The sequence below is a fragment of the Roseiconus lacunae genome (assembly GCF_008312935.1).
GTDB classification, from domain to species: Bacteria; Planctomycetota; Planctomycetia; order Pirellulales; family Pirellulaceae; genus Stieleria; species Stieleria lacunae.
Genome location: NZ_VSZO01000015.1, coordinates 161,325 through 184,770, shown reverse-complemented (window position 1 = coordinate 184,770; position 23,446 = coordinate 161,325). Strand labels below are relative to the sequence as shown.

At 55.6% G+C, this 23,446-nt stretch carries 16 protein-coding genes; 8 read left to right on the top strand and 8 right to left on the bottom strand.

Features of this window, described 5'->3' with window-relative positions; all coding sequences use genetic code 11:
• Positions 1-164: 164 nt before the first annotated feature.
• A complete protein-coding gene (locus FYC48_RS20290; protein WP_149498619.1) occupies positions 165-1,808 on the top strand; it encodes a flagellar hook protein FlgE in 1,644 nt (547 codons plus the stop codon).
• A gap of 349 nt (positions 1,809-2,157) precedes the next feature.
• Here FYC48_RS20290 and FYC48_RS20285 read toward each other — a convergent pair whose 3' ends face one another.
• The 4 genes from FYC48_RS20285 to FYC48_RS20270 all read right to left on the bottom strand — a co-directional run bounded on the left by FYC48_RS20285 (position 2,158) and on the right by FYC48_RS20270 (position 7,102).
• The gene (locus tag FYC48_RS20285; protein ID WP_149498618.1) at positions 2,158-2,376 is read right to left on the bottom strand and encodes a hypothetical protein; all 219 of its coding nucleotides are present in this window, start codon (positions 2,374-2,376) and stop codon (positions 2,158-2,160) included.
• 56 nt (positions 2,377-2,432) lie between these two features.
• Positions 2,433-2,813 carry an HU family DNA-binding protein gene (locus FYC48_RS20280; protein WP_149498617.1) on the bottom strand — a complete coding sequence of 127 codons (381 nt, stop codon included), beginning with the start codon at positions 2,811-2,813 and terminating at the stop codon, positions 2,433-2,435.
• 637 nt (positions 2,814-3,450) lie between these two features.
• The gene (locus FYC48_RS20275; RefSeq protein ID WP_149498616.1) at positions 3,451-4,572 is read right to left on the bottom strand and encodes a hypothetical protein; all 1,122 of its coding nucleotides are present in this window, start codon (positions 4,570-4,572) and stop codon (positions 3,451-3,453) included.
• A gap of 370 nt (positions 4,573-4,942) precedes the next feature.
• A complete protein-coding gene (locus tag FYC48_RS20270) occupies positions 4,943-7,102 on the bottom strand; it encodes a vWA domain-containing protein (protein ID WP_149498615.1) in 2,160 nt (719 codons plus the stop codon).
• Positions 7,103-7,496: 394 nt separating this feature from the next.
• Between FYC48_RS20270 and FYC48_RS20265 the strand changes: the two genes are divergently transcribed.
• Positions 7,497-8,165 (top strand): metallophosphoesterase family protein, encoded by a 669-nt coding sequence (locus FYC48_RS20265; protein ID WP_149498614.1) that lies wholly within the window; start codon positions 7,497-7,499, stop codon positions 8,163-8,165.
• 230 nt (positions 8,166-8,395) lie between these two features.
• Here the strand turns inward: FYC48_RS20265 and FYC48_RS20260 are convergent, their stop codons facing one another.
• Positions 8,396-9,061 carry a PEP-CTERM sorting domain-containing protein gene (locus FYC48_RS20260; RefSeq protein WP_149498613.1) on the bottom strand — a complete coding sequence of 222 codons (666 nt, stop codon included), beginning with the start codon at positions 9,059-9,061 and terminating at the stop codon, positions 8,396-8,398.
• Between the two features lie 120 nt (positions 9,062-9,181).
• On the opposite strand from FYC48_RS20260, the gene FYC48_RS20255 reads away from it, so the two are divergent.
• Complete coding sequence (locus tag FYC48_RS20255) at positions 9,182-11,278, top strand: hypothetical protein (RefSeq protein ID WP_149498612.1); 2,097 nt, start codon at positions 9,182-9,184, stop codon at positions 11,276-11,278.
• A gap of 65 nt (positions 11,279-11,343) precedes the next feature.
• Here FYC48_RS20255 and tmk read toward each other — a convergent pair whose 3' ends face one another.
• The gene (gene tmk / locus FYC48_RS20250; protein ID WP_149498611.1) at positions 11,344-11,988 is read right to left on the bottom strand and encodes a dTMP kinase; all 645 of its coding nucleotides are present in this window, start codon (positions 11,986-11,988) and stop codon (positions 11,344-11,346) included.
• A gap of 214 nt (positions 11,989-12,202) precedes the next feature.
• Here tmk and FYC48_RS20245 point away from each other — a divergent pair, with 214 nt between their 5' ends.
• The gene (locus FYC48_RS20245; RefSeq protein ID WP_149498610.1) at positions 12,203-12,433 is read left to right on the top strand and encodes a response regulator; all 231 of its coding nucleotides are present in this window, start codon (positions 12,203-12,205) and stop codon (positions 12,431-12,433) included.
• Positions 12,434-12,686: 253 nt separating this feature from the next.
• Here FYC48_RS20245 and smc read toward each other — a convergent pair whose 3' ends face one another.
• On the bottom strand, positions 12,687-16,283 hold the full coding sequence (gene smc, locus FYC48_RS20240) for a chromosome segregation protein SMC (protein WP_149498609.1): 3,597 nt from the start codon (positions 16,281-16,283) through the stop codon (positions 12,687-12,689).
• Positions 16,284-16,923: 640 nt separating this feature from the next.
• On the opposite strand from smc, the gene FYC48_RS20235 reads away from it, so the two are divergent.
• Genes FYC48_RS20235 through FYC48_RS20220 form a run of 4 tightly spaced genes read left to right on the top strand, consistent with a single transcriptional unit; the run spans position 16,924 to position 22,325 of the window.
• Positions 16,924-18,975 (top strand): tetratricopeptide repeat protein, encoded by a 2,052-nt coding sequence (locus tag FYC48_RS20235; RefSeq protein WP_160149656.1) that lies wholly within the window; start codon positions 16,924-16,926, stop codon positions 18,973-18,975.
• Between the two features lie 40 nt (positions 18,976-19,015).
• The gene (locus FYC48_RS20230) at positions 19,016-20,074 is read left to right on the top strand and encodes a MotA/TolQ/ExbB proton channel family protein (RefSeq protein ID WP_149498607.1); all 1,059 of its coding nucleotides are present in this window, start codon (positions 19,016-19,018) and stop codon (positions 20,072-20,074) included.
• Entirely contained in the window at positions 20,074-20,502 is a 429-nt protein-coding gene (locus FYC48_RS20225; RefSeq protein WP_149498606.1) for an ExbD/TolR family protein, read from the top strand. The genes FYC48_RS20230 and FYC48_RS20225 overlap by 1 nt, the downstream gene beginning before the upstream one ends.
• Positions 20,499-22,325, top strand: a complete 1,827-nt coding sequence (locus tag FYC48_RS20220; RefSeq protein ID WP_200836653.1) for a squalene--hopene cyclase — start codon at positions 20,499-20,501, stop codon at positions 22,323-22,325. The genes FYC48_RS20225 and FYC48_RS20220 overlap by 4 nt, the downstream gene beginning before the upstream one ends.
• Positions 22,326-22,771: 446 nt before the next feature.
• On the opposite strand, the gene FYC48_RS20215 is transcribed toward FYC48_RS20220, so the two are convergent.
• Positions 22,772-23,065 carry a transcriptional regulator gene (locus FYC48_RS20215; protein ID WP_149498604.1) on the bottom strand — a complete coding sequence of 98 codons (294 nt, stop codon included), beginning with the start codon at positions 23,063-23,065 and terminating at the stop codon, positions 22,772-22,774.
• Between the last annotated feature and the right edge of the window lie 381 nt (positions 23,066-23,446).

The window sequence follows — 23,446 nt, the reverse complement described above, 5'->3', positions numbered from 1 at the left end:
GGCGACGCCGTGGCGTCGTCACCACGACGAACCAATAAGTGTTGCTCATCGGCATAGCGTTGCCGAATGAATCGGCGCTAATGCTGCTGATCGGCAGCGTCCATCAGACATAACACCTATCGACAACTTCACTCAATTTAGAGTTTCCATAAGGGGCAAAACGAATGTCACGAGCTTTGATGACCGGTATTACTGGACTTCGTACTCATCAAACTAAACTTGACGTGGTGGCCAACAATTTGGCCAACATGAACACGGTCGGTTTCAAGTCACAATCGACCGTGTTTAGCGACTTGGTCTACAACGTCGACCGAAGTGGTTCGGCATCATCAGACACCGCCGGCGGTATCAACCCTCAGGCGATTGGAACCGGTGTTCAAACCGCCCAAGTCACACGAAACTTTAGCCCAGGTACACTTGAAACGACGACAGGCGATTTTGATTATGCGATTCAGGGTGAAGGCTTCTTCACACTCATGACACCGACCGGCGAGCCGGTCTTTACACGTGCGGGTGCATTTGCCCTGGATGATCGAGGACGATTGGTCGATCCGGCAACCGGATACCTCGTTCAACGAATCGGCAACCTGGGCGAAGCGAGTGACGGTGGAGTTCAATTCCAAACCGAAGGCGACGACACGATCTACATTCCCATCGGTTCCGCCATACCGGGTACGCAAACTGCCAACATCGATTTCACCGGTAACTTGCCCTCCACTTCTTCGCCGCCCGAAGCCGAGGTGCTATCGTCTTTCCGTGGGTTCGAAGATGGTGGCGGAGCAGCCACCGGTGCGACCTTGATCAACGATCTGACGATCAACACGACGCCTTACGCACCAGGCGATACGATCGAACTGGTCGGAACCAATCCCGATGGATCATCGTTTACCGCGACTCTGCCTGCCGACACCGCAACGATGCAAGATGTCGTTGACACGCTCAATGCAAACCTTGTCGACGCTGCCGCAGCACTACAACCCGATGGAACGCTCACCGTGACCGCGGATGACACCGGCGAAGCGCTGTTGAGCCTGACGTTCCGAGACGTGGCGGGAAACACGGGCGCGACGAATTTCTCCGGAAATTCGATGTTCGTCGACACCGAAGGCTCGAACGGTGATTCGTTTGATGTCTCGATGGACATGTTCGATGAGCGGGGCGAAAGCCACCGAATGACATTTTCGTTTACGAAAGACACGATCAATACCTGGTCGGTTACCGCGAGCATCCCAAGTTCTTCCGGAACGATGATCGACGAACAAGTCCTCAACCTAACGTTCAACGAAGACGGTAGCTATGCGATTGCCGGCATCAACGGGGTCGGCGACGCTAATATCGAAATTCAGATCAACGGAATCACCAACCCTCAGACAATCGAACTCGATTTCAGCGACATTAGTCACCTCGCGGCCGACTACACGATGACGCAAGTCCAAGACGGGATTCCGCCGGGAGCTTTGTCTTCAGTCGCCGTATCGACATCGGGGGAATTGACCGGACTTGCGTCAAACGGTCGAGCACTCCCACTTGCTCAATTGGCCATTGCGAGTTTTCCCAACTCCGCAGCATTGGAAGCCGTTGGAGCCAACTACTTCCAAAAATCAATCAGCAGTGGCGACCCGGCTTTGGGACTGGGCGCAACCGGTAGTCGAGGCCAGATCATGGGTGGTCAGCTAGAACGATCGAACGTTGACATTGCGTTGGAGTTTACCCAACTGATCGTCGCCCAACGCGGTTTTTCTGCCAATGCGAGAACCATCACTGTCGCTGACGAGATGCTGGAAGAACTGACCAACATCATCCGATAGCGTTAAAAACCCGCAGTAAGTTCGTCCACCTTCCCGCTCGCGGGAAGGTGTTTTTGTTGATTACCATCCGTTCGATCAGTTTTGCGGCAACCACAGCGAGTGCCACTGACCGCCCTCGGTCTATCTGACATGTGAAAAAAGACGATGTCGGACAGACACTATCGATTGGCGCAGACGAAACGGCACGGACGCTATTGAACTCGTGGAAGATACCAACTCGAATTCAATGGCGTCCGTGCCGTTCATGACAACCCATGAGCTCGACCGGAACGTGATGCCAGTTCCGGCAGAAACTCTGGCTTTCTCTTCAAGCACACCCGTTCAGAAGCAAAGCGTCTAAACGCAGATGCTACATGATGCCGCCGTGTGTACGGATCGGCGTCAAGTGACTTGGTTGGTCCAAGAACCAGAACCGCTCCCATTCATCCAAGATGGATCGCATGTCTTCTGACGTGTAGAGCAATTGCTGAACACGGCGTTCGGGTTTTGGCGAGTAGATCGGCAACATGCAACCAACGGTGCTGCCGACGCAAACCGCGAGCATAGTAATCTGGAATAGACGACGCATGGGACGTTCCTCCGTGAACGTTTCTCGTTATTGCAGTGCCGGTGTTCGGACGCTGTTCAATCCTCGTCCCAGCGACCGGAAATTTTGTTGGAAGGGTTCGTGGATCCCAGCGGTGCGGCAGGCTCCTCAGCCGAGCCCAGTGTTTCTGGGTGGTCGAGATCAGCTTCCTGCACTCGGGCTTCCATGTATTTTCCTGGCTTGAAGGTCACAACGTGCTTTTCGGGCACGATCACCTCGTCACCTGTCCGCGGGTTTCTCGCTCGGCGAGCCGCCCGTGGCTTGACTTCGAACACGCCAAAATTCCTCAGCTCGATCCTTCCGTCACGCACAAGCGTATCGATGATGGAATCGAACGTCCTTTGGACAATCTTCTTGGTCTGTTGCTGTGTGAGGCCTACTTCGTCAGAAATGGTTCGGACGATGTCTTTCTTGGTCACTCCCGACTCCCGTTATCGCTACACCTGTTCCCATTGGGCACGGGCGAACGATGTAACCCTTTGCCGCCCTTAAGGTTAAGGATGAAAGCATAGGTTGACCGAAAGCCGTCGTCAAGCCACCGCTACGGCAGACTTCAACGACGGAGAACCAAGGCCAAAGACCTCTCACGGTTCTTTCATCGACGATCGAGGCCGGTTTCTTGATACATTCGGAAGAACCCGCAGAATTTGTCGAACCGAACCCGGGCCCCAGCGATGCCCGAAAACGCAAACAAGGCCGACGCGGTACGTCGACCTTGAATGCTCATCGGATGATTGCACGCCTAGTGCTTCGTTCCATTTGAGAATACGGGTTCGAGTCATCAACCGACGGGTGTGAAGCAGTTGAACACGAAAGATTCGGCTTAAGTCATTTCACTCTCCCACTGGGAGAGTCGGGCCTTCAGGCCCGGAGAGGGCACCCTCCCCGGCCGTTTGCTCGTCCGACCCTCCCGTAAGCGGGAAGGTGTTATCCAGATGTTTAAACCCAAAGACTCGTGTTTGCCTGCTTAGCCCGGTTATTGCATCGCAACCGTGGCTAACGCCATGCGGCTAATCCTAAAATCGCTTTGGAACGAAGCATCATGGCGCCGAACGCTTAGCGAAGGGCGCTGTACAGACTGCGTTTGCTGGCTTTCGGTACGGCGATCGGTGCCGGCTGGACGTCAAATGGGATCATCGCGACATGGTTGGCCATGTAGGCCTTGCCGCCGTTGAGCGATCTCGAATTGGGTGCGTTCAAGGCGCTGAACTCCGTCATCACTCGCTTGATTTCCGGGCTGTACTCGAAGTGGCCACCGATTTCTCGGCCAAGTGAATCAAAGCTGCCGATCGTGACAATCGACCGATCACGATCATGGTACTGATATGCTTCATGGCCCTGCTTTCGAAGCGCTTTGACCATCTTCCCTGCCTGCCTAGCGAATTGATCCATCCGTTCGGCACTGGGCTTGAACTTTTCCGAATTCTTTGCGCCGGCGATTGTCCCGCACGCACCAAACGTACGAACCACCACGGTGAACTTTCCTTTGCTTTCGAGCAAGCTGTAATCCATTCCTTCGTTGAGTTCCTGGACGAAGGAATCGACTTCCGGCTGTTGGAAGAAATCTTCCGGCAACATCGGATTGCGAGTCAAGAAGGCAGTCGCCATTGGATTGCGAGCCTTCCCTTTGGCATTCATGAACAGCTTTTGACCGAAGGCCTTGATCACCGATGCAGGACTTTCGGTGTTGTATTCATCTGCCATTTCATTGGGGTCTTTGAAGACATCCAACTGAACGGTTTTTAGTTTTTCCAAATCACGATCAATGCTCTCGTGATTGACCGAATCGTATTCGCCAACCAAGACCGCGTAAGCTTCATACTGATGTGGGTTGGCATACCGCATTCGACGCCCGGTCTGCGCATCGCGGTCGACAGTCCCGGTGAAATTGAAGTCTTCCTGGTAGATGAAGGCTGGCAGCCGCAGTTTCGAACGAATTTCTATCGCTGCCTTTTCCGCTCGCTGCTTTGCGTTTTCGCCAACAAACGTTGTCGCCAGCAGCAACCAGGGACCATCTTCTTCGGTCAGCACATACGAATCAGCTTTCTCAATCGGCTTGGCCTTCCCGAACAGACGCATCAAACTGGGCGGAGCGGCAACGGCGGCTGGCCCAGCGAAAACGGCGCACAGACACGCCAGCGTCATAAGGGTAAGCGTTCGTCGTGAGGGACGTAGCATCGGAGGATCCCCGAAAACGAGTTGAAGGATTGGCAACTCGTTCACGCAGTACCAAATCGAGAAGGTACTGCGAAAGACCGTTCCGAAGAAATCGCCACCGGCTCTTTCCCCACACGGTGCTCTTCACCCACACGGTGCGACGACACGATATCAAACCGGCGTTTCCGCGGCCAATCCACATGCCGCCAGCGATCGAAAACCGCTTTTCCGGCGTTGTCCCACTTGGAAGTATGGGTGCGAGTCTTCATCCGACGGGCGTTCGCACCGGTCATTGCTCCGAAGCCGCGGCAAATGCCATTCTGCTGTTGCAAGGACTAAACTGAAACAAAGCACAAGGATGGCGTTGGGAGGAACATCTCACCAAGCCTGGCTACAGTTTTGGAATCGGCCGCTGGGGAGCCTTCTTTTCGAGCATTCGTTTTTCGTCGTCGCGCGGCGGGCGTGGATTGTTGTTGTTGTTCCCTGGGCGTCGTTGCGGCGGGGGCGAGAGGTCCGTAAACTTCTCAGTCCACTTCCAACCGATCGGCACTTCCAATTCTTTCGATGCCAGTAGTGCCCACGGTGTCCCCGGGTGATCACTGACGACGGACTCGAGCAACATTCGAGCGGTTTCGGCTTCTCGTTTCCACTTACTCCCGACAGACACTTCGTCGCTCGGTTCGAGTAACCACGTGTTGTTTTTCTCTTCTTTGAAGGCCATGCCTAACTTCGCCTTCGCCAGCATTGCGTTGTAGGTCTCGGTGCGAACCTTTTGCGCGAGTACTCGGCCCATTGCGAGGTCGTAGCCCGCTTTCCAGCGCGGGCTATCTTCTTGATCGCGGAACTCCATGCCGGGCTGAAGCGTGAACGCCATCTGGACCAGCGGCTGCTCCAACCGCGCGGCTTGCTGCTGTGCTTGCGTTAACAACGTCGACAACCGCGCTTGATCGACGCCGAGAAACTCCAATCGTGGTTTCGTGATCCCGGTGGTGGGTTTCATTTGAGCCGCAGCGACCAGTGATTTACGAAGCGGGCTGGACTGGACCTTCGTCATGTAATCGCGAGGCGAAAGATAATCGGGGCGATACCTCGACATCGCGACTGGATCGAAGAAGTACTCCATTTCCGAAGCGTAGGCGGCGACTTCGCGACGACGGACTTTGCGGGCGACATTGCGATTGGGGTGAACGTTGAAATAGATTCCGCCGGTTTCGTAACTCAGTCGTGTCAGGGCATAGGGACCGAAACCGCTATCGATCGTTGGCTCTTGACTAAAATCAGCGGTGAATGGCAACTGAACCCGCTCGGGCATGAACGATTCGGGACCTTGGTCGACCGACGCCCAACGTGGCGTTTGATCGTATTCGGGGTCAGGATCGACATATTTGACCAACGTTTCGGCTCGCCCAAACGGTGCCGGAACTCCGATCACGTGCACTGGCATGCCGTACTTACGACAGACTCCGATCGCGTCCTCGACGTGCATGTCGTCGTCCCCTTTCTCGTCGGTCACAACGATCAACAGTACATTGCGTTGCGGACCATTTCCTCCACGACTGACTCGCAACGACTTGTACTCATCGGCCGCACTCTTAACAGCTGTAAAGACACGTTCAACGCCGGACGTGTCGGTTTCGATCTGATCGACAATCGATTTGATCTCAGCGATATCCTCGGTCGGAGTCTCGGTGTAGAGCGTGATTTTTTCGCCGAATCCAATCACGGAGTTGAGCAACTGAGCGTCATGATTCATTCCGCGAGGCTTTTTGGAGGCAATTTCGTCGTCTGCGCTGCTTTCAGAATCCCCCAGAATCCCCAGCTCATCATAGATCCGGTCAAATCGATCACGAATCTCTTTGCGCTGGCGATGAAGTGAACCGCTTTGGTCAAACAGCCAAACCACCAGTGTGGGGCGTTCTTCCATCGACTGTAGAATTTCGTAGGTCAAACGGTCGACAGCCCCCGAAGCTCCTGTGGTTCCCTCACCGACGTTTCCTTTGCGATCCACCAAACGGTCCATCGGAGCCATCGGCTGGGAAAAGATCCGGTTAACCTCGATGTCGCCGAGATCAGATTTTTCCAGCTCCACCGGGCTCGGAATCTCGGCCATTTCAGCGAACATTTCCGCCGAGGCCTCCGCCATCTCTGCTTCGGCAGTGCTGTTTGCTCCCGGCGCAAGTTCTGGAATCTCGCTATAGACGACTTCCTCGATGATCGGTTCGGTTTCCGATTCGACCGGAGGCGACACGATGACGACCGCTTCTTCTTCCTCAAAGAGCTGGGTCGGCATGATCGCTAATGCGACAATGATCAGAATGTGGACGGCCATGCTACCGAACAACGCTGCCGATTCATCGGTCTGTAAAACCGCCTCCTCTTCCAGCTCTTCTTCGCTCCACGCGTCGACGTCACCGTCGGCAGCGTCAGACGGCCCCTGATGACCGGCAAGTGACCGAGAATCGTTAACCGAACGTGGCCGGGACGCGGCAGAATCAAGTGTCTTTTGTTCGGGCGAGTCCAGATCGGTCGAATCCGATTGCGAAAAACTCATTGTTGTTCCGACCTCTGATGTCCTTCTTAGGCGACTCGCATGACACGTCGGCGATCGTGGCGGCGTTTTTCGACGCGTACATCGTCAACGGTAACTATTCTAGCTTAACGGGTAAACGGAGACGACCATTCGCATGAGGTCGCTGTTAGCGTAAAAGCCACCGAAACTCAACTGAGAAACGACCTTACGCCGGATCGCGTGCCACCGACCAACCATCCCCTTGGGGGGAATCGTTGGGTCGACAGTGGGCCCGAATTCCGGCCGTTCACCCGCCTATCCCCAAAACGCGGGAATTGTTCCAATTGTACACAGCGGCTGTGCATGCTTTCGAGACTTCGCTTCAGACAGCCCGAACAGACATCAAGCTCCCCACCCTGTTGGCTAGGTTAAATCTGTGAGTGAACGGCTCATTGCGATCGGCGATATCCACGGCTGCCGATTGGCACTGGAACGGCTGATCGAGGCGATCAATCCTCAACCCAGCGACACCGTTGTGACGCTCGGTGACTACATCGACCGTGGCCCCGATTCGCGCGGAGTCATCGATGTGTTGATCGAACTGGCCAATCACACCCAATTGGTCGGCATCCTCGGCAATCACGAAGAAATGATGCTGGAGGTTCTCAATCACGGTGGCGCACATCACGCATGGCTACGGCACGGCGGCGTCGAAACGCTTGAAAGCTATGGATTTGACGGCGACTTGGATTTCCTTCCCGAACCGCACAAAGAGTTCCTCGATTCCCTCGGCGACTTTTACGCCCACGGCGAGTTTTTCTTTACCCACGCCGCGTACGATCCCGAGGCCACGTTCGAAGAACAAGAGATCGAGATGTTGCGATGGTACTCGTTGACTAACGGGATCCCGTCAAAACACATCAGTGGAAAAACTGCGGTCGTGGGTCACACCGCCAATCGCGACGGCGAAATCCTTCACGCCGGACATCTGATCTGCCTGGATACCTATTGCTACGGCGGCGGATGGTTGACGGCAATGGAAATGAACACTCAAAAGATTTGGCAAGCTGATCGCCAAGGACGCCTCAACGAACAGTTCGCATAGCCGCCAAAATTAATCGAGTGCTTCGTCGACGGATGAAGTGACGATGAACCGTATGACGTTTGCCACGGTTACTGGCTCAACATCGATGCGGCGAAAAGCGTACGGCTGATCATTGCAATCGACTGGGAATGACAGGATCAGCCCAATGGCGTTAGCCACGGTTTTCGCGTAGTCAGGGACCTACCGGCTGCCGCCGCGTTCCGCGACGTGAAGCTCGATTCGAAAAAGCTTCAATGACGTCTTCGACGTAAGACAAACCCCGTGGTGGCAATTGCCAATAGCCCTAACGTGCTTGGCTCGGGGATTGCGGTGATCGTCACCATTCCCGAAGTCGTACCGGCAAGATCGACAAAGACAGGATCGCCGGCGGCGTTAAAGAACTCGGTGAAGTCCGTGTTCACTGCAATTTCAAATTCATCGCCGATCACATTCGCAATCGATTCACCGCCGAGCAGGTGTTCCAACTGAATCGTTGCCAAGACTTTCCCTGGAGATGCTAACTCATTGTTAAAGTCGAATGTCAAATCAAAGAATTCAACGACCTGACCAAACGGACCAACAGTCGCGACAGGGTCGCCGGGATTTAATACGACGTCACTGTTGTCAAAAAACACGTAGTCGGCTTCTTCCAAGTAGGCCTCTGATTGTGGATTCACAAAGTTCAACGAAGAATCCCCGACGTCGGTCAGTGGTGTGATCTCTAGAACGAGCGCCATCTCCGCTATCCCTTCCGTTGGCGAAGTGTCTGAAACAACGACGTCCAAGGAGAGTGCCCCGCCGGCTTGCATCGAGCCACTGTTGACCGACAAAATCACGTCCGCCGACGCCCGTTCGGCCACTAATCCGATGAGGCAAGCCGCCGCCACCCCGGCAATCCGCAATACTACATTCGTCATCGCACCAACTATCCAGAAGAGAAGACGCCCAGGACTGAGCGGCCCGAGCGCGGGGATACATAACTGCTAGAATACTCCAACGTCTGTCGAATTGGAGTTTTTTCCGAAACGCCCCTCACCATGCCCTCTCGCATCATGCCATTGAACCTGAGCCGTTTTCTAAAGCAAAGCGGCATTCCGCTTCTGTTCAGCCTTGTGATCGCTGCTTTGATGGTCCCGCCGGCGCGGGGAGGCCTGAGCAGCGAAAACGTGATCGTGGTCGTCAACGGCGACTCGACAATTTCAAGAACGATCGCCAATCATTACGTCGACCTGCGACAGATTCCGCTTCAAAACGTTATTGTCCTCGATGATGTGCCTACCGACACGGCGATCGAACTGGAGACATTTCGCGACAAAATCCTCAAACCGGTGCTTGCCCAACTTGATGCTCGAAAGCTCTCCCCGCTCGCTCGCGTGATCGCATACTCGGCAGACTTTCCTCACGCGGTCAAAATCAAAGCCCATGCCGATCAGCTCCCCGAAGGTACCGAAAAAAAATACCAGCGTCCCACCGCATCTCTCAATGGGCTGACCTACTTCTATCGCTTTGTTCTCACCGACAACCCAGGCTATTTAAGCTTCGGGTCAAATCTATACGCACGGGGTAAATTTGATCGCCACTTTCGCAATCCTTTCTCTGGTGAGCTGAAAGAGATGTTCGAAGCCGCCAGCAAGCTCGATCAAGAACAAAAGCCTGCCGAGTCGGCAAAGGTCTGGGAAGAACTTCAGCAAAAGCATCCCGAGATGCCGGCACTTGCACTCAACGCGGCCAAAGCGTTTTCGTTGTCTGACGAAGACGACAAAGCCGTCGAAATGATCAAAGCAGCGATCAAAGTTGGCTGGTGGTCATCGAGCTATCTCAAGGACACGCCCGAACTCGACAAACACCTTGATGATCCGGAGCTTCAAAAGGCGTTACCGTTGATGGACGACAGCCCGATTGCATGGCAGGGCCCGATCGGATTCTCGGGCGCCGTTGGTTGGGCGACCACCGGTCGGCGCGTCAGCATTCAACAGGGTGGCACGCCCTACATGATGTCGTGCATGTTAGCCGTGATCCACCAACGTGGTTCGACGACCAGTGATGCGGTGCGAATCCTCGAGCGAGCCAGTCAATCCGATCGAACGTTTCCGAAAGCACGCTTCACCTTCGGGGCCAACTCTGGCGTTCGCGCGAAGACACGTTTTAGCGGAATCGCTGACGCATCCGTTTACCTACAAGAACACGGTTTCGAAACTGAGATTTTTCGCACCGTCATCCCGGAGCGTCCCGGAAAAATCGCCGGTAGCATGGTCGGTGCGGCAACCGTCCCGTTCAATCGCACGCCGCTGAATTTGGTGCCCGGGGCGATCGCCGAAAATCTAACCAGTTACGGTGCCGCGTTCGACAACGCCTCACAAACGAAACTGACCGACTTTCTCACTGCCGGTGCCGCGATGAGCAGTGGCACCGTCGCCGAACCGTATTCTTTGCCTTTCAAATTTCCGTCGCCGATGATGTACGCCTACTACGCCCGCGGACTTTCGGCGATCGAAGCGTTCTATCAATCTGTACTCTCACCGTACCAATTGCTGATCGTCGGCGACCCGCTCGCACAACCGTTCGCAAAAGCGCCCGCCGAAATCGTTGACATCGAATACCTTGAAGGCGAAAAGGGTAAGCTTCGGATCAGTCGACGTCCCTTAAATTTGGACGTGCCGAAAAGTCCGGCAGCGACGGTTGAGCTATCGATCAACGGAAAACCAATTCGTACCATCCCGGCCGCTCAAAACATCGACATCAATTGGCCTGCCGATGCGTCGGGCGTCTTTGATATTCGTGCGACAATCACCGGCGTGGAGCGGACCGAACCGAGGATTTCGTTTGCGGCAGAAATCGAGACCCCGGGACCACTTGCCACCCCGAAGGCAACGATCGTTCAAACACGCAAAAACGTCGACGGACTAGCCAACGATGGATCACTCGCGACGCCAATCAAAATGAAAGTCGAATGCGAAGGTGCCGATCGCATTGAAATCGAACACTTCGGATCCGTCGTGGCCTCGACTGACCAAACGAGTGCGGAGCTTACCATCGAAGCGAATAAGCTTGGTGGCGGCCCACTACGATTTCGCCCCGTCGCGGTTTATGGCGAGCAGCGTGTGCAGGGAAAGGTCTTAGTCGATCGGCCGTAGTGACCGCGCCGATGATCCGTGGGGCGTCGAAGGATGATTCCCTCGGGCGAATTCTTTGGACTACGCTACCCGCTTTGACATGCGGCGTAATCAGCGATCGCCGATTCAATTTCCGCAGTGACCGATTCGACCGGTTGGTCAGCATTAATAACAACGGTCGCGTCACTGGACTGAGGCAACTGCTCTAAAAATGCCTGACGGACTCGCTCCAGGTAGCCTTCACCGCGCGATTCCATTCGATCACGTGGGCCTTTAATGCGTGCAAGTGCCGCGGCCGCGGGCATGTCCAGCAAGAGAGTTAAATCGGGCTGAATACCACCGTTGGCCAATCGCCCTAATTTCCAAAGCAATTCTGGATCGACCATCTCTGCTCCCCCGTCGCCGATGCTCTGATAAACCACATTGGCGAGTAGAAATCGATCAGAGATCACAGACACCCCATCGCGAAGGGCCGGACGGATGGTGGATTCAACCATCTCACAGCGACTGGCCATGAATAGCATGGCCTCGGTACGTCGGTGCATCGTGAGGTCACTTTCCAATAACAATGCCCGCAATCGCTGTCCAATCTCAGAAGTCCCCGGATCTCGGGTTAACAAACAGCGATGCCCTCGGTCGGTTAATAGTCCGCTCAGAGAGGCGATTTGCGTAGACTTGCCGACGCCATCGATGCCGTCAACGGTGATAAAAAGCGGTCTGTGACTGGACATAAAGCGGACTTGCAGGAAAATTCCTACAACTTTCTGAACGACGGGGAGGTCGGATCGACCCCGCAAAACACGGGGTCTAAAGCAGCCTGCCTGGGCATGCGTATAGCCACCGATTTGCGATTTGGTAATTTTAAGCTTGATAAAGGGCAATTGTAGGGATAGATTTTTGCCCTAACAGCCTTCTTTGCGACGGATACTAAAATAGGAGTGGCTGATGCAATCTAACAGTCTGATTCGATTCACGCGATCGTGCCCAACCTGCGGGCGGCGAATTCAGATCCGTGGGTCTCTGCTGGGACGCGAAGTCTGCTGTCCGCACTGTAACGCGAGATTCGTTGCCATGGCAACCGACGATTCGGCTGGCAAAGTTGACGACGCACAACGGTTACTCGACCGCGTCGACACGATGCTCTCCAAAGTCAGCCAACCGCCGGTCACGTCCTGACGCTCGGCAGCGCTGTCAAGACGAGTCTTAAGACATCCCGGACGCTAAAACCGTGGTCAATGCCCGGAAATTGGTTCAGCCCAATTGGCGTCGTCCACGTTCACCGTATAGGAACCGTGGCTTAGGCCAATCGTCTGATCGGCAAGTGAGAACCACGGTAGACGCGAATCGGCTGATCAGGCGCGAGAGAGTCCTGGGGTGTCATGTCGCGTTTCGGTTTCGAACTTGGTCACTAAAATGCGACGATTTCGCTTTAAGCGGCCTCACCTTCGCTAATCTCGCCGTCCTCACTGACATCTTCGAATCGGATCGACACCCGTTTACTGACTCCGGATTCTTGCATCGTGACACCATACAAGGTGGTCGCGGCTGTCATCGTTTTCTTACTGTGTGTGACGATGACAAATTTGCTGTGATCGAGGAACTCATTGAGCACCATGACAAATCGGCCGATGTTGGCCTCGTCAAACGGCGCATCGACTTCGTCCAACACACAGAACGGACTTGGGCGATACTGAAAGATCGACATCAACAGCGCGACTGCCGTCAGCGCCTTCTCGCCACCGGACAGCAATGAGTTGCTGAAACTCGGCTTGCCGGGCGGCGTCGCGACGATCTCCACGCCGGCTTCGAGCGGATCATCGGACTCTTCGAGCACCAAATCTGCGTGTCCGCCACCGAACGATTTTCGGTAGAGCTTCTGGAAGTTCTGCCGAATCGCTTCGAGCGTGTCGAGGAACAACCGTCTGCTATCCGCATTGATTCGACCGATGATACGCTGCAACGAATCCTTCGCGGCCGCGAGATCCTCGTATTGACCGCTAAGGTGATCGTAGCGTTCTTGCAGACCTTCGAGTTCCGCGAGCGCTTCCATGTTGACGTTACTGGTGCGCTGCAGTTGCTCGCGTAGTCGATTGATTTCCTCGTCCATTTTGGCGCGGTTTTCAATCTCCGCCAGTTCCTCGGGCGGCTCGTCGTTTTCAAGATCGATCTGGTAATCCTCGGCAATCCGCTCTGACAACGTTCCGCGTTTCATTTTGGCAGCGTCACGCCGACTGGTGACCGCATGAACGCGTTCGTTGGTTTCGGCAGCGCTCTTGATCACCGCTTCACCGGCTTCTGCGATCGCACGATTGGATTGACGCAGTTGCTGCGCCTTTTCGGCGAGCGAGTGCAGTTCGATTTGCTGTTGATCGGTTTGCCGTTTGAGATCGGCAAGCTGAGTGACCGTTTCTTCGATCCGCTGCTTGAGTTCGGCTTGGCGGGCGTAGCCGGACTGTGCCGTCACACTTGCGTTTTCGACCGAAGCTTGACGCTCTTCTTGCTCACGGCGCTGCGATTCGATTTGTGCGGCGAGGGCTTCTTGCCGCTGCTCGGCGCGGGCAAGTTCGACCGACGCCGTCATGACCGCACTCGATGCAGACTGCAACGCCTGCTGCGTTTCGGACAACATTTCTTCTACTTCCGCCGCATCACTTTCAAGTCTTTCGATAACTTGACGCGATTCCTTGATCGACTCAGATAGCTCGGCCGCTTCCTGCTTAGCCCTATCGCGCTCCATTTCAGTGGACTGAAAATCGCTCGTCAACTGATCGTGTGCCGACTGCCGAGCCTGGTTCCGCTCGATCGCGTGACGCAAATCTGCTTCGGCCGCCGCCTTTTCGGTCTCTAAGTTTCGGTGGCTGATCTCCATCCGCCCCAATGTGTTGGAACACTCATCGACCAATGCCGCCAACTCACGAATCGCTTCGTCGTTTTCAGAAATTTCAAAAGTGAACTGTTCGATCTCTTCGGCGGCGGCGTTCATTTCGCTTCGTCGGCTAACCAACGCCGCGGTGGCACCAGCGGGACCGACGATCATACTGCCGTCGCCCATCAGCACTTCCCCGTGACGGGTCACGATCTGCTGATCGGGTCCGCAGAGTCGACGCACGCGGGTGGCCGTCTCCAGATCTTCGACCAACCATGTTGAACTCAGGAGATGCCCAATCAGTTTCGCACCTTCGCCTTCGCTTTCGATCACACGATCGGCGCGACCGATCACCCCCTGAAAACCGTCCAATTGAATTCGGTTTTCACGAGGGGGCTCGGGAAGATGATCCATCCGAATGATCCCGACGCGGCTATCGATTTCGATGTCACCGCTAACGATCGCATCGGAAAGTTGGCCGTCACGGGTGACAATGAATTGCGATCGCTCACGAAGTGCGGCGTCGATCATTGGAGCCTTATCAACGTCCACGTTGACCAGTGTCGCAACCATCCCAAGCACGCTATCGGCCAACGGATGGTCCGGGTCGGCGACGTGCTGCAATACCGCGCGCACGCCACCGGCGACGCCTTCGTGCCGTTTGACCAAATCTTCCAATACCAAGTAACGCTGCCGAACACCTTCTAGCCGTGTCCTCAGCGTTGCCGTTTCTCCGCTGCGTTTGTCCAGCACATCGCGGTGCTGTTCTGTTTTCGTCTTTTGAACCTGCAACTCGGCATCGGAAGCTTTAATTTGCCCTTCAAGATCATCCAAGCGTTCCTGCGCGGCTTTCGATTCCGACTCTGCCTTGGCAAGCAATTGCTGTGAATCATCTAATCGTTTTTGCAGGCTCTGTAGTTGCCGATCCGACTCGGACAATTGCGTTTCCGATCGCTGGATGCGAACCTCCATTTCGGACACACGGCGGATCGCATCGAGGTGCTGCTTGGAGATCGCCTCGCGTCGCTGCAGGATCTCATCCGTCTCTGCTTGGACTTGGTTCCGCTTTGCTTCCAGTTCTTCGTTGCGGACCCGAATCTCTTTCAGTTCGGTCGCACCACGGGCGTGATCGGCGACGGCTTGCTCAAGATCCTCGTCTGCCTTTCGAGCTTGGCGTTGAAGCGTGCGACTACGACGCAAAGCATCGGCGATCGACATTCGTACTTCGCCGACCGATCCATCGTCCGCGTCTTTCCGGCCGGTCAACGTTGCCGCCTGGGCAAGCAACTCGTGCCGCTGCTGCTCTAGTTCACGCGCCTGATCGGCGATCGTTTGAAGCTCTAAATCGGCGGCTTGTCGTTTCGCGTTGATCTCTTCCCGTTCACTTTCCAGTTCACGGAGACGCTTGTTCGACTCAGCAAGTTCGGTCTCACAGGCCTCAAGTTCTTCGTTCAAATTCGCCCAGTCATTCCAGGCGATCACGGTCCGCAATTCCTTCAAACGCTCCGTGGCTTGTCGATAGCGTTCCGCCTTAGCGGCTTGACTGCGAACACTACGCAATCGTGTTCCCACCTCTTCGACGATATCACTCAGCCGCGTCAGATTGGTTTGAACACGAGCAAGTCGACGTTCCGCTTCGAGCTTCTTCGCCTTGAAACGGCTGATCCCAGCAGCTTCTTCAAAGATGGCTCGGCGGTCTTTCGCGTTCGCCTGCAACATCCGATCGACCTTGCCCTGTTCGATCAAACTGTAGGCATCGATCCCGATTCCGGTACCGCGAATCAAATCGCGTACATCTTTCAAGCGAACGGATTCACCGTTAATCAAGAACTCGCTTTCGCCGCTTCGATAAACCCGACGTGTGACGTGAACTTCGGGGGCGTCGATGGGCAGGTTGCCCTGCGAATTGTCGAACACAATCGTCGCTTCGGCGGCACCGGCTGGCGGTCGCGTCTGCGACCCTTTGAAGATGACATCTGACATCTCCTTCCCGCGTAGACCTTTCGGACTTTGCGAACCCAGCACCCATTTCATCGCGTCAACGATGTTCGACTTTCCACTACCGTTGGGACCAACGACGACGGTAATCCCATCGGGAAAATCGAAACGCGTCCGATCCGCAAAGCTTTTAAAGCCGGCCAGTTCGAGAGCTTTCAGCATGCGAGGGATCGGAACAACGAACGAGGGGGAGTGTCAATATGCCGACACGGATGGTTGAACAATCAGAGCGTCGGTGCAGCGTCTCGCCCCACTTTTCGGGATCGGCTTATCAGCCGACGGGCTCTGGCACCCATAATCGCACTGGCCCCGATGATCGCACGGATTCCGCTCTTGCACGGAAAACGTGGCTGACGCAAATCGCCTGATCTCAAATTAAAAACGAAACACCGCACAAGGCGCAAGCTGTTTGAACTCAGTTTCACGCAGTTTCGGCAGACCTCTAGCCTAAATGAAACGCCTGCCAGCGGGTAGCTGCTTTTATTGTCAAACAGCGGGTTCTGCGGGCCCTGGGGAATTCCCCAGGCTCGATTCTGGGCCGTCAAGACAGCGTCTCGGCTTGCGACCGAAACGACTTTTCCGGTAATTCAGGTTATTCCGATTTTACCGGCCTGTCATGCACGAACTTCAAAACAACCGCTTCCCCCAAACGAAGTCCGAGCCGTCCCCGGAACACGGGGCTTGTCCGCCCTGCTCTCCGGCGACTGGTCGTGATGGCGGCTGCGCTTCGAATCAGGACCGCTATTGGCGCCCAAGTGACTGGCCAGAAAACAGCCCCACAAGAGACGGGATCGGATTGGAGATGCGAGATTCGCTGTCTCATCACTGGGATCAATCGATCCCATTCCCGTCGAGCCCCACCCCGCTACCGGCGCTCTCGACGCTGTTGACCCTACTCGCCTGTATCGCAATTGCCGCGACACTTGTATTTGCGCCGCGGCTATCGGCGGCACCGCAAGAGCCAAGCAAGACCAACAACACCGAGGACGAACAACCAGCCGCCCACCCCGCGGCCTCGTTGGACGTCAAAGAAACGATCTCTGAAATACGGCGTCTGCGGCAAGCGAAGGAATTTGCCTCCGCGGCTAACTTACTGCGAAAACTTGACGGCTTCGTCACCGAGCATCATCCAGGGATCATCCAGCTCGCCGCTGACTACGTTCTGCTCGCTCGTGGCGGACAAGGCGACCTCGACCAACAGGACATCGACGAACTCTTCGCCGCGGCATACGACTGGCTATACCGGGACGATGCGCCACCGATCGAACTGCGACAGCGCATCGTACTCGCGACTGCAATCGCGACTCACGACGCGGCCGGTGGACAAATAAAGCTCGCAGCCGACAAGCTGTTGGAAATTTGCGAGCACTTCCTCTCTGCCGCCGCAGATTCACGCGAAACGATCACACCAGAAATTCTTCTGCCGGCACAGTCGTTAGCGATGCGAACCGCCTGGAGTGCGATGTCATCCGGACTGGCCGAAGACGCCGAACGGTTGTACCAAACACTGCTCGAAACCCACGCTGATGAACGCATCGACGAAACGCTAAAACTCTCCCCCTCACACCTCGCGTTATGCCGACTTGGTCTCGGCTGGTCCATCGCCCTCCAGCCGTCTCGGAACACCGATGCCGCAGAAAAGCTGACGCAGTTTCTTGATCAACACGATGACCACACGGACGCACCGAAAGCCTCTGCGTTGCGAGTCCGGTGCTTAATTGATCAAGCCAACACCGAGCAGGCGGTCGACGAACAACGCCGTTCATCCATCGAATGGCACTTTCAGCGCTATCCCGATTCAGATGAAGCTCCAACGCTCGCACTCGAGATACTAAGATCGAGTGACGCGATTGAGCTACCGCTGAAGGAATGGCTGATCGCGAACATCGATTCAACTAACTGGCCAAACGAATTGCGATCGCGCGTCATTGTCTCGTTTGGAAACGAACTCCCCCCTGCCGACTTTGATCAGTTGGTCACTCGGTTGACGTCACTTGATCGCGGCGGATCTTGGACAGCCCAAACGCTGGAAGAGTGCGATCGGAACGACCAGTCGGCAATTTCCGAACTGATCGCCGCGGCAGTGATCGGCGGACGCATCGACGAAGCAACCGAACGATCGGTTGAGGCGGCCGCACGATGGGCAGGCCGGACCGAGCGATGGTCGATGCTACAATTGGCGGCCGAAGAAGTCGACTTAGACACCGATCCTGAGAAACGCACGATTCATGTCGACCGCTTATTCGCCGAAGCGATCTTTCGTTCCGGGCGAAAAGAAAAGGCACTTCAATTCTGGAATCACGTCGTGGACCGACGCGGTGCCGAGGACTTCACCACGCTCTTGCGCTGTGCGGAATGCGCCGTCCAAGTCGACGAAATTGCGAAGGCCGAACGTCGACTTGGTCGCGTGCGTGAACTAATTGACCAAGACGAATCGCTTTCCGCTCAACAGAAACCGCTCGTCGACCTGCTCGAAGCCGACCTCGCGATTCGCAAGTTGGAATTCGATCGAGCCCGCACACAACTCGAATCCGTCGTCCGTTCGGCAGAATCGTCCGCGATGCTGCGAGCACGCGCCCAATGGATGATCGGCGAAACGTATCTTCTACAAGAAAACTATGGCGATGCAATCGATGCCTATCGGTTGGTCGAAAACCTTGACCCGGGTGGGCCTTACGCTGCCGCGGCGTTGGTCCAAGCCGGGAAAGCTTTCGAACAATTGGGGCGGACACGCCAAGCCAGCGTTTGCTACGGAAGCCTATTAGAGCGATTTGCGGACAGTTCCTACGCCAAGGAAGCACGTCACCGTCTGTCCGCACTCCCCGACCAAACGACACCGAGCACACGACGCTGATCCGTCACGGTGCGATCGCCCTCATCCGAATCATAATACGATGTCACACGAGAAGCCTCACGTTCGCTCCTCCATCAAACTACAACCCGCTCGCCCGCGACGGCATTTTTTGGGCCTGATGTCGCGGATGCTGCCCGCCTTTGTACTGGCCATCGGGATGCTGGTTTTGATGAGTGTTCTCGACCAGGCCCAAGCGCAGTACCCGCCCCAGCAACAGACCTATCCACAGGGCTTTCCCGCCCAATTTTCGCCCGCCCCCTCGGCTCAACCCGAATACCGCGTGGCGGATGCAAGCAGTCAGATCGGCGCGCAAAACTACCAAAGCGGCATCCCCGAAGTACCGGCACAACCTTCAACGGCGACCGATCAGATTGGCGGCGAGGCAGCGAATCCTGGCAAAGACGAAGCAAGTGGTGGCAGTTGGTTTCAAACGCCGGATTTTGTGACCAAGATCATGTCGGGCGGATGGCTGATGCTTCCGCTAGCGATTTGCTCACTTGTCGTCCTCTCGTTGTCACTTGAACGTTTGATCGCGCTAAGACGCAGTCGCGTCATCCCTAAACCGTTTGTACTTCGCTTCACCGAATGCGTCGAAGACGGCGTACTCAGCTATGACGAAGCGACTGAACTTTGCAAAGAATTCGACTGCCCGGTTAGCGAAGTTTTTCGCGCCGCCTTGAGGCGCTGGGGACGGCCGATGTTTGAGATCGAACAAGCGGTGATGGATGCCGGTGATCGTGTTGCCGAAGGCCTTCGAAAATACCTTCGTGTCTTCCATGCGATAAGCAATGTCGCTCCACTTATTGGGCTGCTGGGAACCGTAATCGGAATGATCGATGCGTTTGAGATCATTAGCGATCAAGCTTCCTTGGGCCGTCCTGAACTTTTGGCCAGCGGCATTAGTATGGCGTTGATGACCACCGCCGGAGGGCTATCCGTCGCGATTCCCGCCTATCTAGCCTACATGTACTTCAGCAGTAAATCCGATCGTTACTTAGTAGAGATCGAAAAACTGTGCCAACGCGTGATCGATTGCATTTCTGCCGAAGGACTTGAAACGACCAACGCATCACGAAGCAAAAGGCGAAAGGCGGCGTGATGGGAAAACGCAATCGATCCAACGAAGACGTCACGATTAATTTGACGCCCATGATTGATGTGGTGTTCTTGCTGGTGATCTTTTTTATGGTCGGCAGCAAGTTCAGTGAATCGGAAAGTGCGATCGATGTGTCGGTCCCCGCGGTAGGGCCGGCCAATCCGATTTCACGCGTGCCCGATGATCGCGTCGTTTCGTTGACCCGAGACGGACAAATCATGCTGAACGATCAACCGGTCACCAAGGACCAATTGGTCCAGCAACTTACCAACGAATTTTCACAGTACCCTGCGTTGAATGTCATCGTCCGCGCCGACAGTGACACGCCGATTCAACAATACGCTTCGATCGCCCTACTCGTCCGCCAATCGGGAGTCAAAAAGATTGCCATGGCCGTCAAAGTCGATCAAAGCGGAGGCGTCCATCGTTGATCTTTGCCAGCAGCATTGACACTATCTGGTCGGATCCCAAAGTCGTCTATGCGGTCGCCGTGGCTGCGGTGGTGCTGCTGGTCATCACGATCTGGCTTTTTCGCCGCGCGAAACGCGAGGGCCGCGCCGCCGGAACAATCTGCTTGGTCCTATCGGTAATCTTGCATGGGGTGCTGATTTGGTTGGTTCCCTATAAACCAGAATCCTCGGGCGGTGGGCAGTCCGATAGCGATGACGACACAATGATCGGACTCGAATCGATCGAGATGTCGACCTTTGATCCGAACCTGGACTTTGACTCCAACGCCGGCACCGCAAACGAAACTCCCTTCCTGCCACTGCCCGTCGATGACGTTGCCGACATCATTGACACGGCCGAGTTAGCCGACGCACCGCTCGACGAACCCGAAATCACGATGGACGAGGCGGCCCCCGAATCGCCGGCCGTTCCCGAGTCGCTCGATTCGCCGATCGAAGATCACTCCAGTGAACTGTTCGCCGAAATCGAATCTGCTCTCGACGCGAACCTGGATGACCTGCTCGTTTCCGAGCTGGCAGCCGAAGATGGCGAGCTGCAATCGAAGCCGGAAACCGATGTTGCGAATAAAGCCCCCACCACCGAACCCGCCGGGCCATCGCCCGCGGAAACCGTGATGGAGGAACAACCGACACAACCACCGGTGACGCCAAAAGCTCACACCGCAAGCGTCCGAAGCTCGGCCGCGCCGCAATCGCCCCCGGCGGCATCGAACACAAAACCAGCAAACATTGCCGGTCCCGTCGCGGCCAATTTTGCCAACCGTGTTGGCATGGCTAAACGGATCGCGATTGAACAAACCGGAGGAGACGCGCAGACGGAAGCGGCAGTCCGAGCGGCGCTACGATTTCTGGCCGACGCGCAGAACGAGGACGGAAGCTGGGACCCACAATCGTCCGGTGCCGGCGAAGAACGACGCCCACTTGGCGAAGAACGTTTCGGTGCCGGGAAACGGTGTACGACCGCGCTGACAGGTTTGTCACTGCTTGCGATGATCGGCGCCGGCAACACACATCAACGCGGCGAGTTCTCTGAAAACGTTTACCTCGGATTGTCGTATCTGATCCAAAACCAGCATCCGAACGGGTCACTTGAAGGCAACGCGACGCTCTATGCGGCCAGCTATTGTCATTCGATGGCAGCCCTCGCCGTCTGCGAAGACGCCGTAATGACCGGCGATCCGTCGGCCGTCGAATGCGCCCGTCGGGCACTCGCGCATACCAAACGAATGCAACATCCAGTGACTGGGGGCTGGCGATACACACGTGGCGATCCGGGCGACCTTAGTCAACTTGGCTGGCAAGCGATGGTGCTGCATGCGGGAAAGAGAGCCGGCGTCCCTGTCGAGCAAGAAACATTTGCCGGCGTCGATCGATTTTTGCGAAGCGTTCGCGTCGGCCGAGGTGGGCTGGCGTGCTACCGTCCGGGCGAACAGATCAGTCGCACGATGACCGCGGAAGCATTGGCCATCCGATTACTCAACGGTGAAGCCGTTCCGCCGGCCGAAGTCGACGAAGCCGAACGCTATCTGCTTCAGCGTCCACCGGGTGTCGGGCAAGACAACTATTACTATTGGTATTACGCCACGATGGCACTGCATCAACTGCAAGACGATGCCTGGTCGCAATGGAATACGGCGCTGAAACAACGCGTACTCAGCACCCAACGTCCTGACGGTAGCTGGCCCAACACCTCGTTGTGGGGCGGGTATGGGGGGACGGTGTATTCAACCGCAATGGCAACGCTGTGTTTAGAAACCTACTACCGACATACCATCGTGCGTTAGCCTTGGTTCACATCAGCCGAATGGCCTTAGCCACGGTTAGCAATAAACCACCTGCCGACTTCCGGGATACACAAACGTCATCTGCGCCAAATCCGCAGACGTCAAACCTGTCTTCCCTCGCCGGGTGAAACGCGGGTCCAATACAAAACACAGGACTAGCCGGCACCGTCGGCTAAAAAAAATCTGAACGCTTCGTTATAGAAAACGTTCGAAAAGCGACTTCGTGGTTCCGTTTAGTGCGTCAACACTGAACCGGCCGAGTGAATATACCGGCCGCAGGGGGCAAATGCGGCAAGGTTTGTCGTGCGTCATCGTGATAGCCGGGTCGCTGGAATAGCCGTCTGGCGATTGCCACGGTTCACCCACACCCGCCGGGGCAAATGCCCATCGGCTAGCTGAACGAACCCGACGATCAATCACAGACCAAATACCTGGACGTACTGGTCTTAGAGCAAGCCTTCCTTTTCAAGGATCTCGCGGTACTGATCGCGTTCACGGCGAGTTGCCTCGAGATCAAAGACCAAGTACTTCATGTCCAATCGCAATTGCGAGAGCGCTTCTTGGACCAAATTCAGAATTCGCCGCCGGCGAGTGCTGCACTCAACCGCCCGTTTCAAGGCCGGTGCGACGGTGTCACGATAACGAGCGGGGAGTGCGTCGATCGCGTTGCTCAGCTCACGCAATTCTTGAGGAACTTCGTCGTGCTGTTTGTTGTTCGATCCGATCGTCGTCTTTTGCATGCGCCAGGGCTCCGGAGAGTGAAACTTGGGGTGATTTGGTTGATAGCCCTCCATTGCATTCACGATGCCAGATCCTCGTGGCCCGTTTCCAACCGACAACGTAAGTGTTTGCTGTCTTTCGACTTAGGTTGATCGAAACTCTGATGATGTCAAAACAAAACGGTGCAAAAAAACCACACCATTTCGCCTAGCCTTCCGTCTCTAAATCTTGTTATAGCAACACCTTACGGTTCGAGTTGCGGGTTGCGACGGGATGTTGATTTTTTTACACATCGTCGCGTCAACCGCACACTCTTATGACGAGTTCCCGGCTGGTCGTCGGTTCAATCGCCGACGACACCGATGCCTTCCCCGTTGCTGCTGTGATTGTTTTGCCAGAAC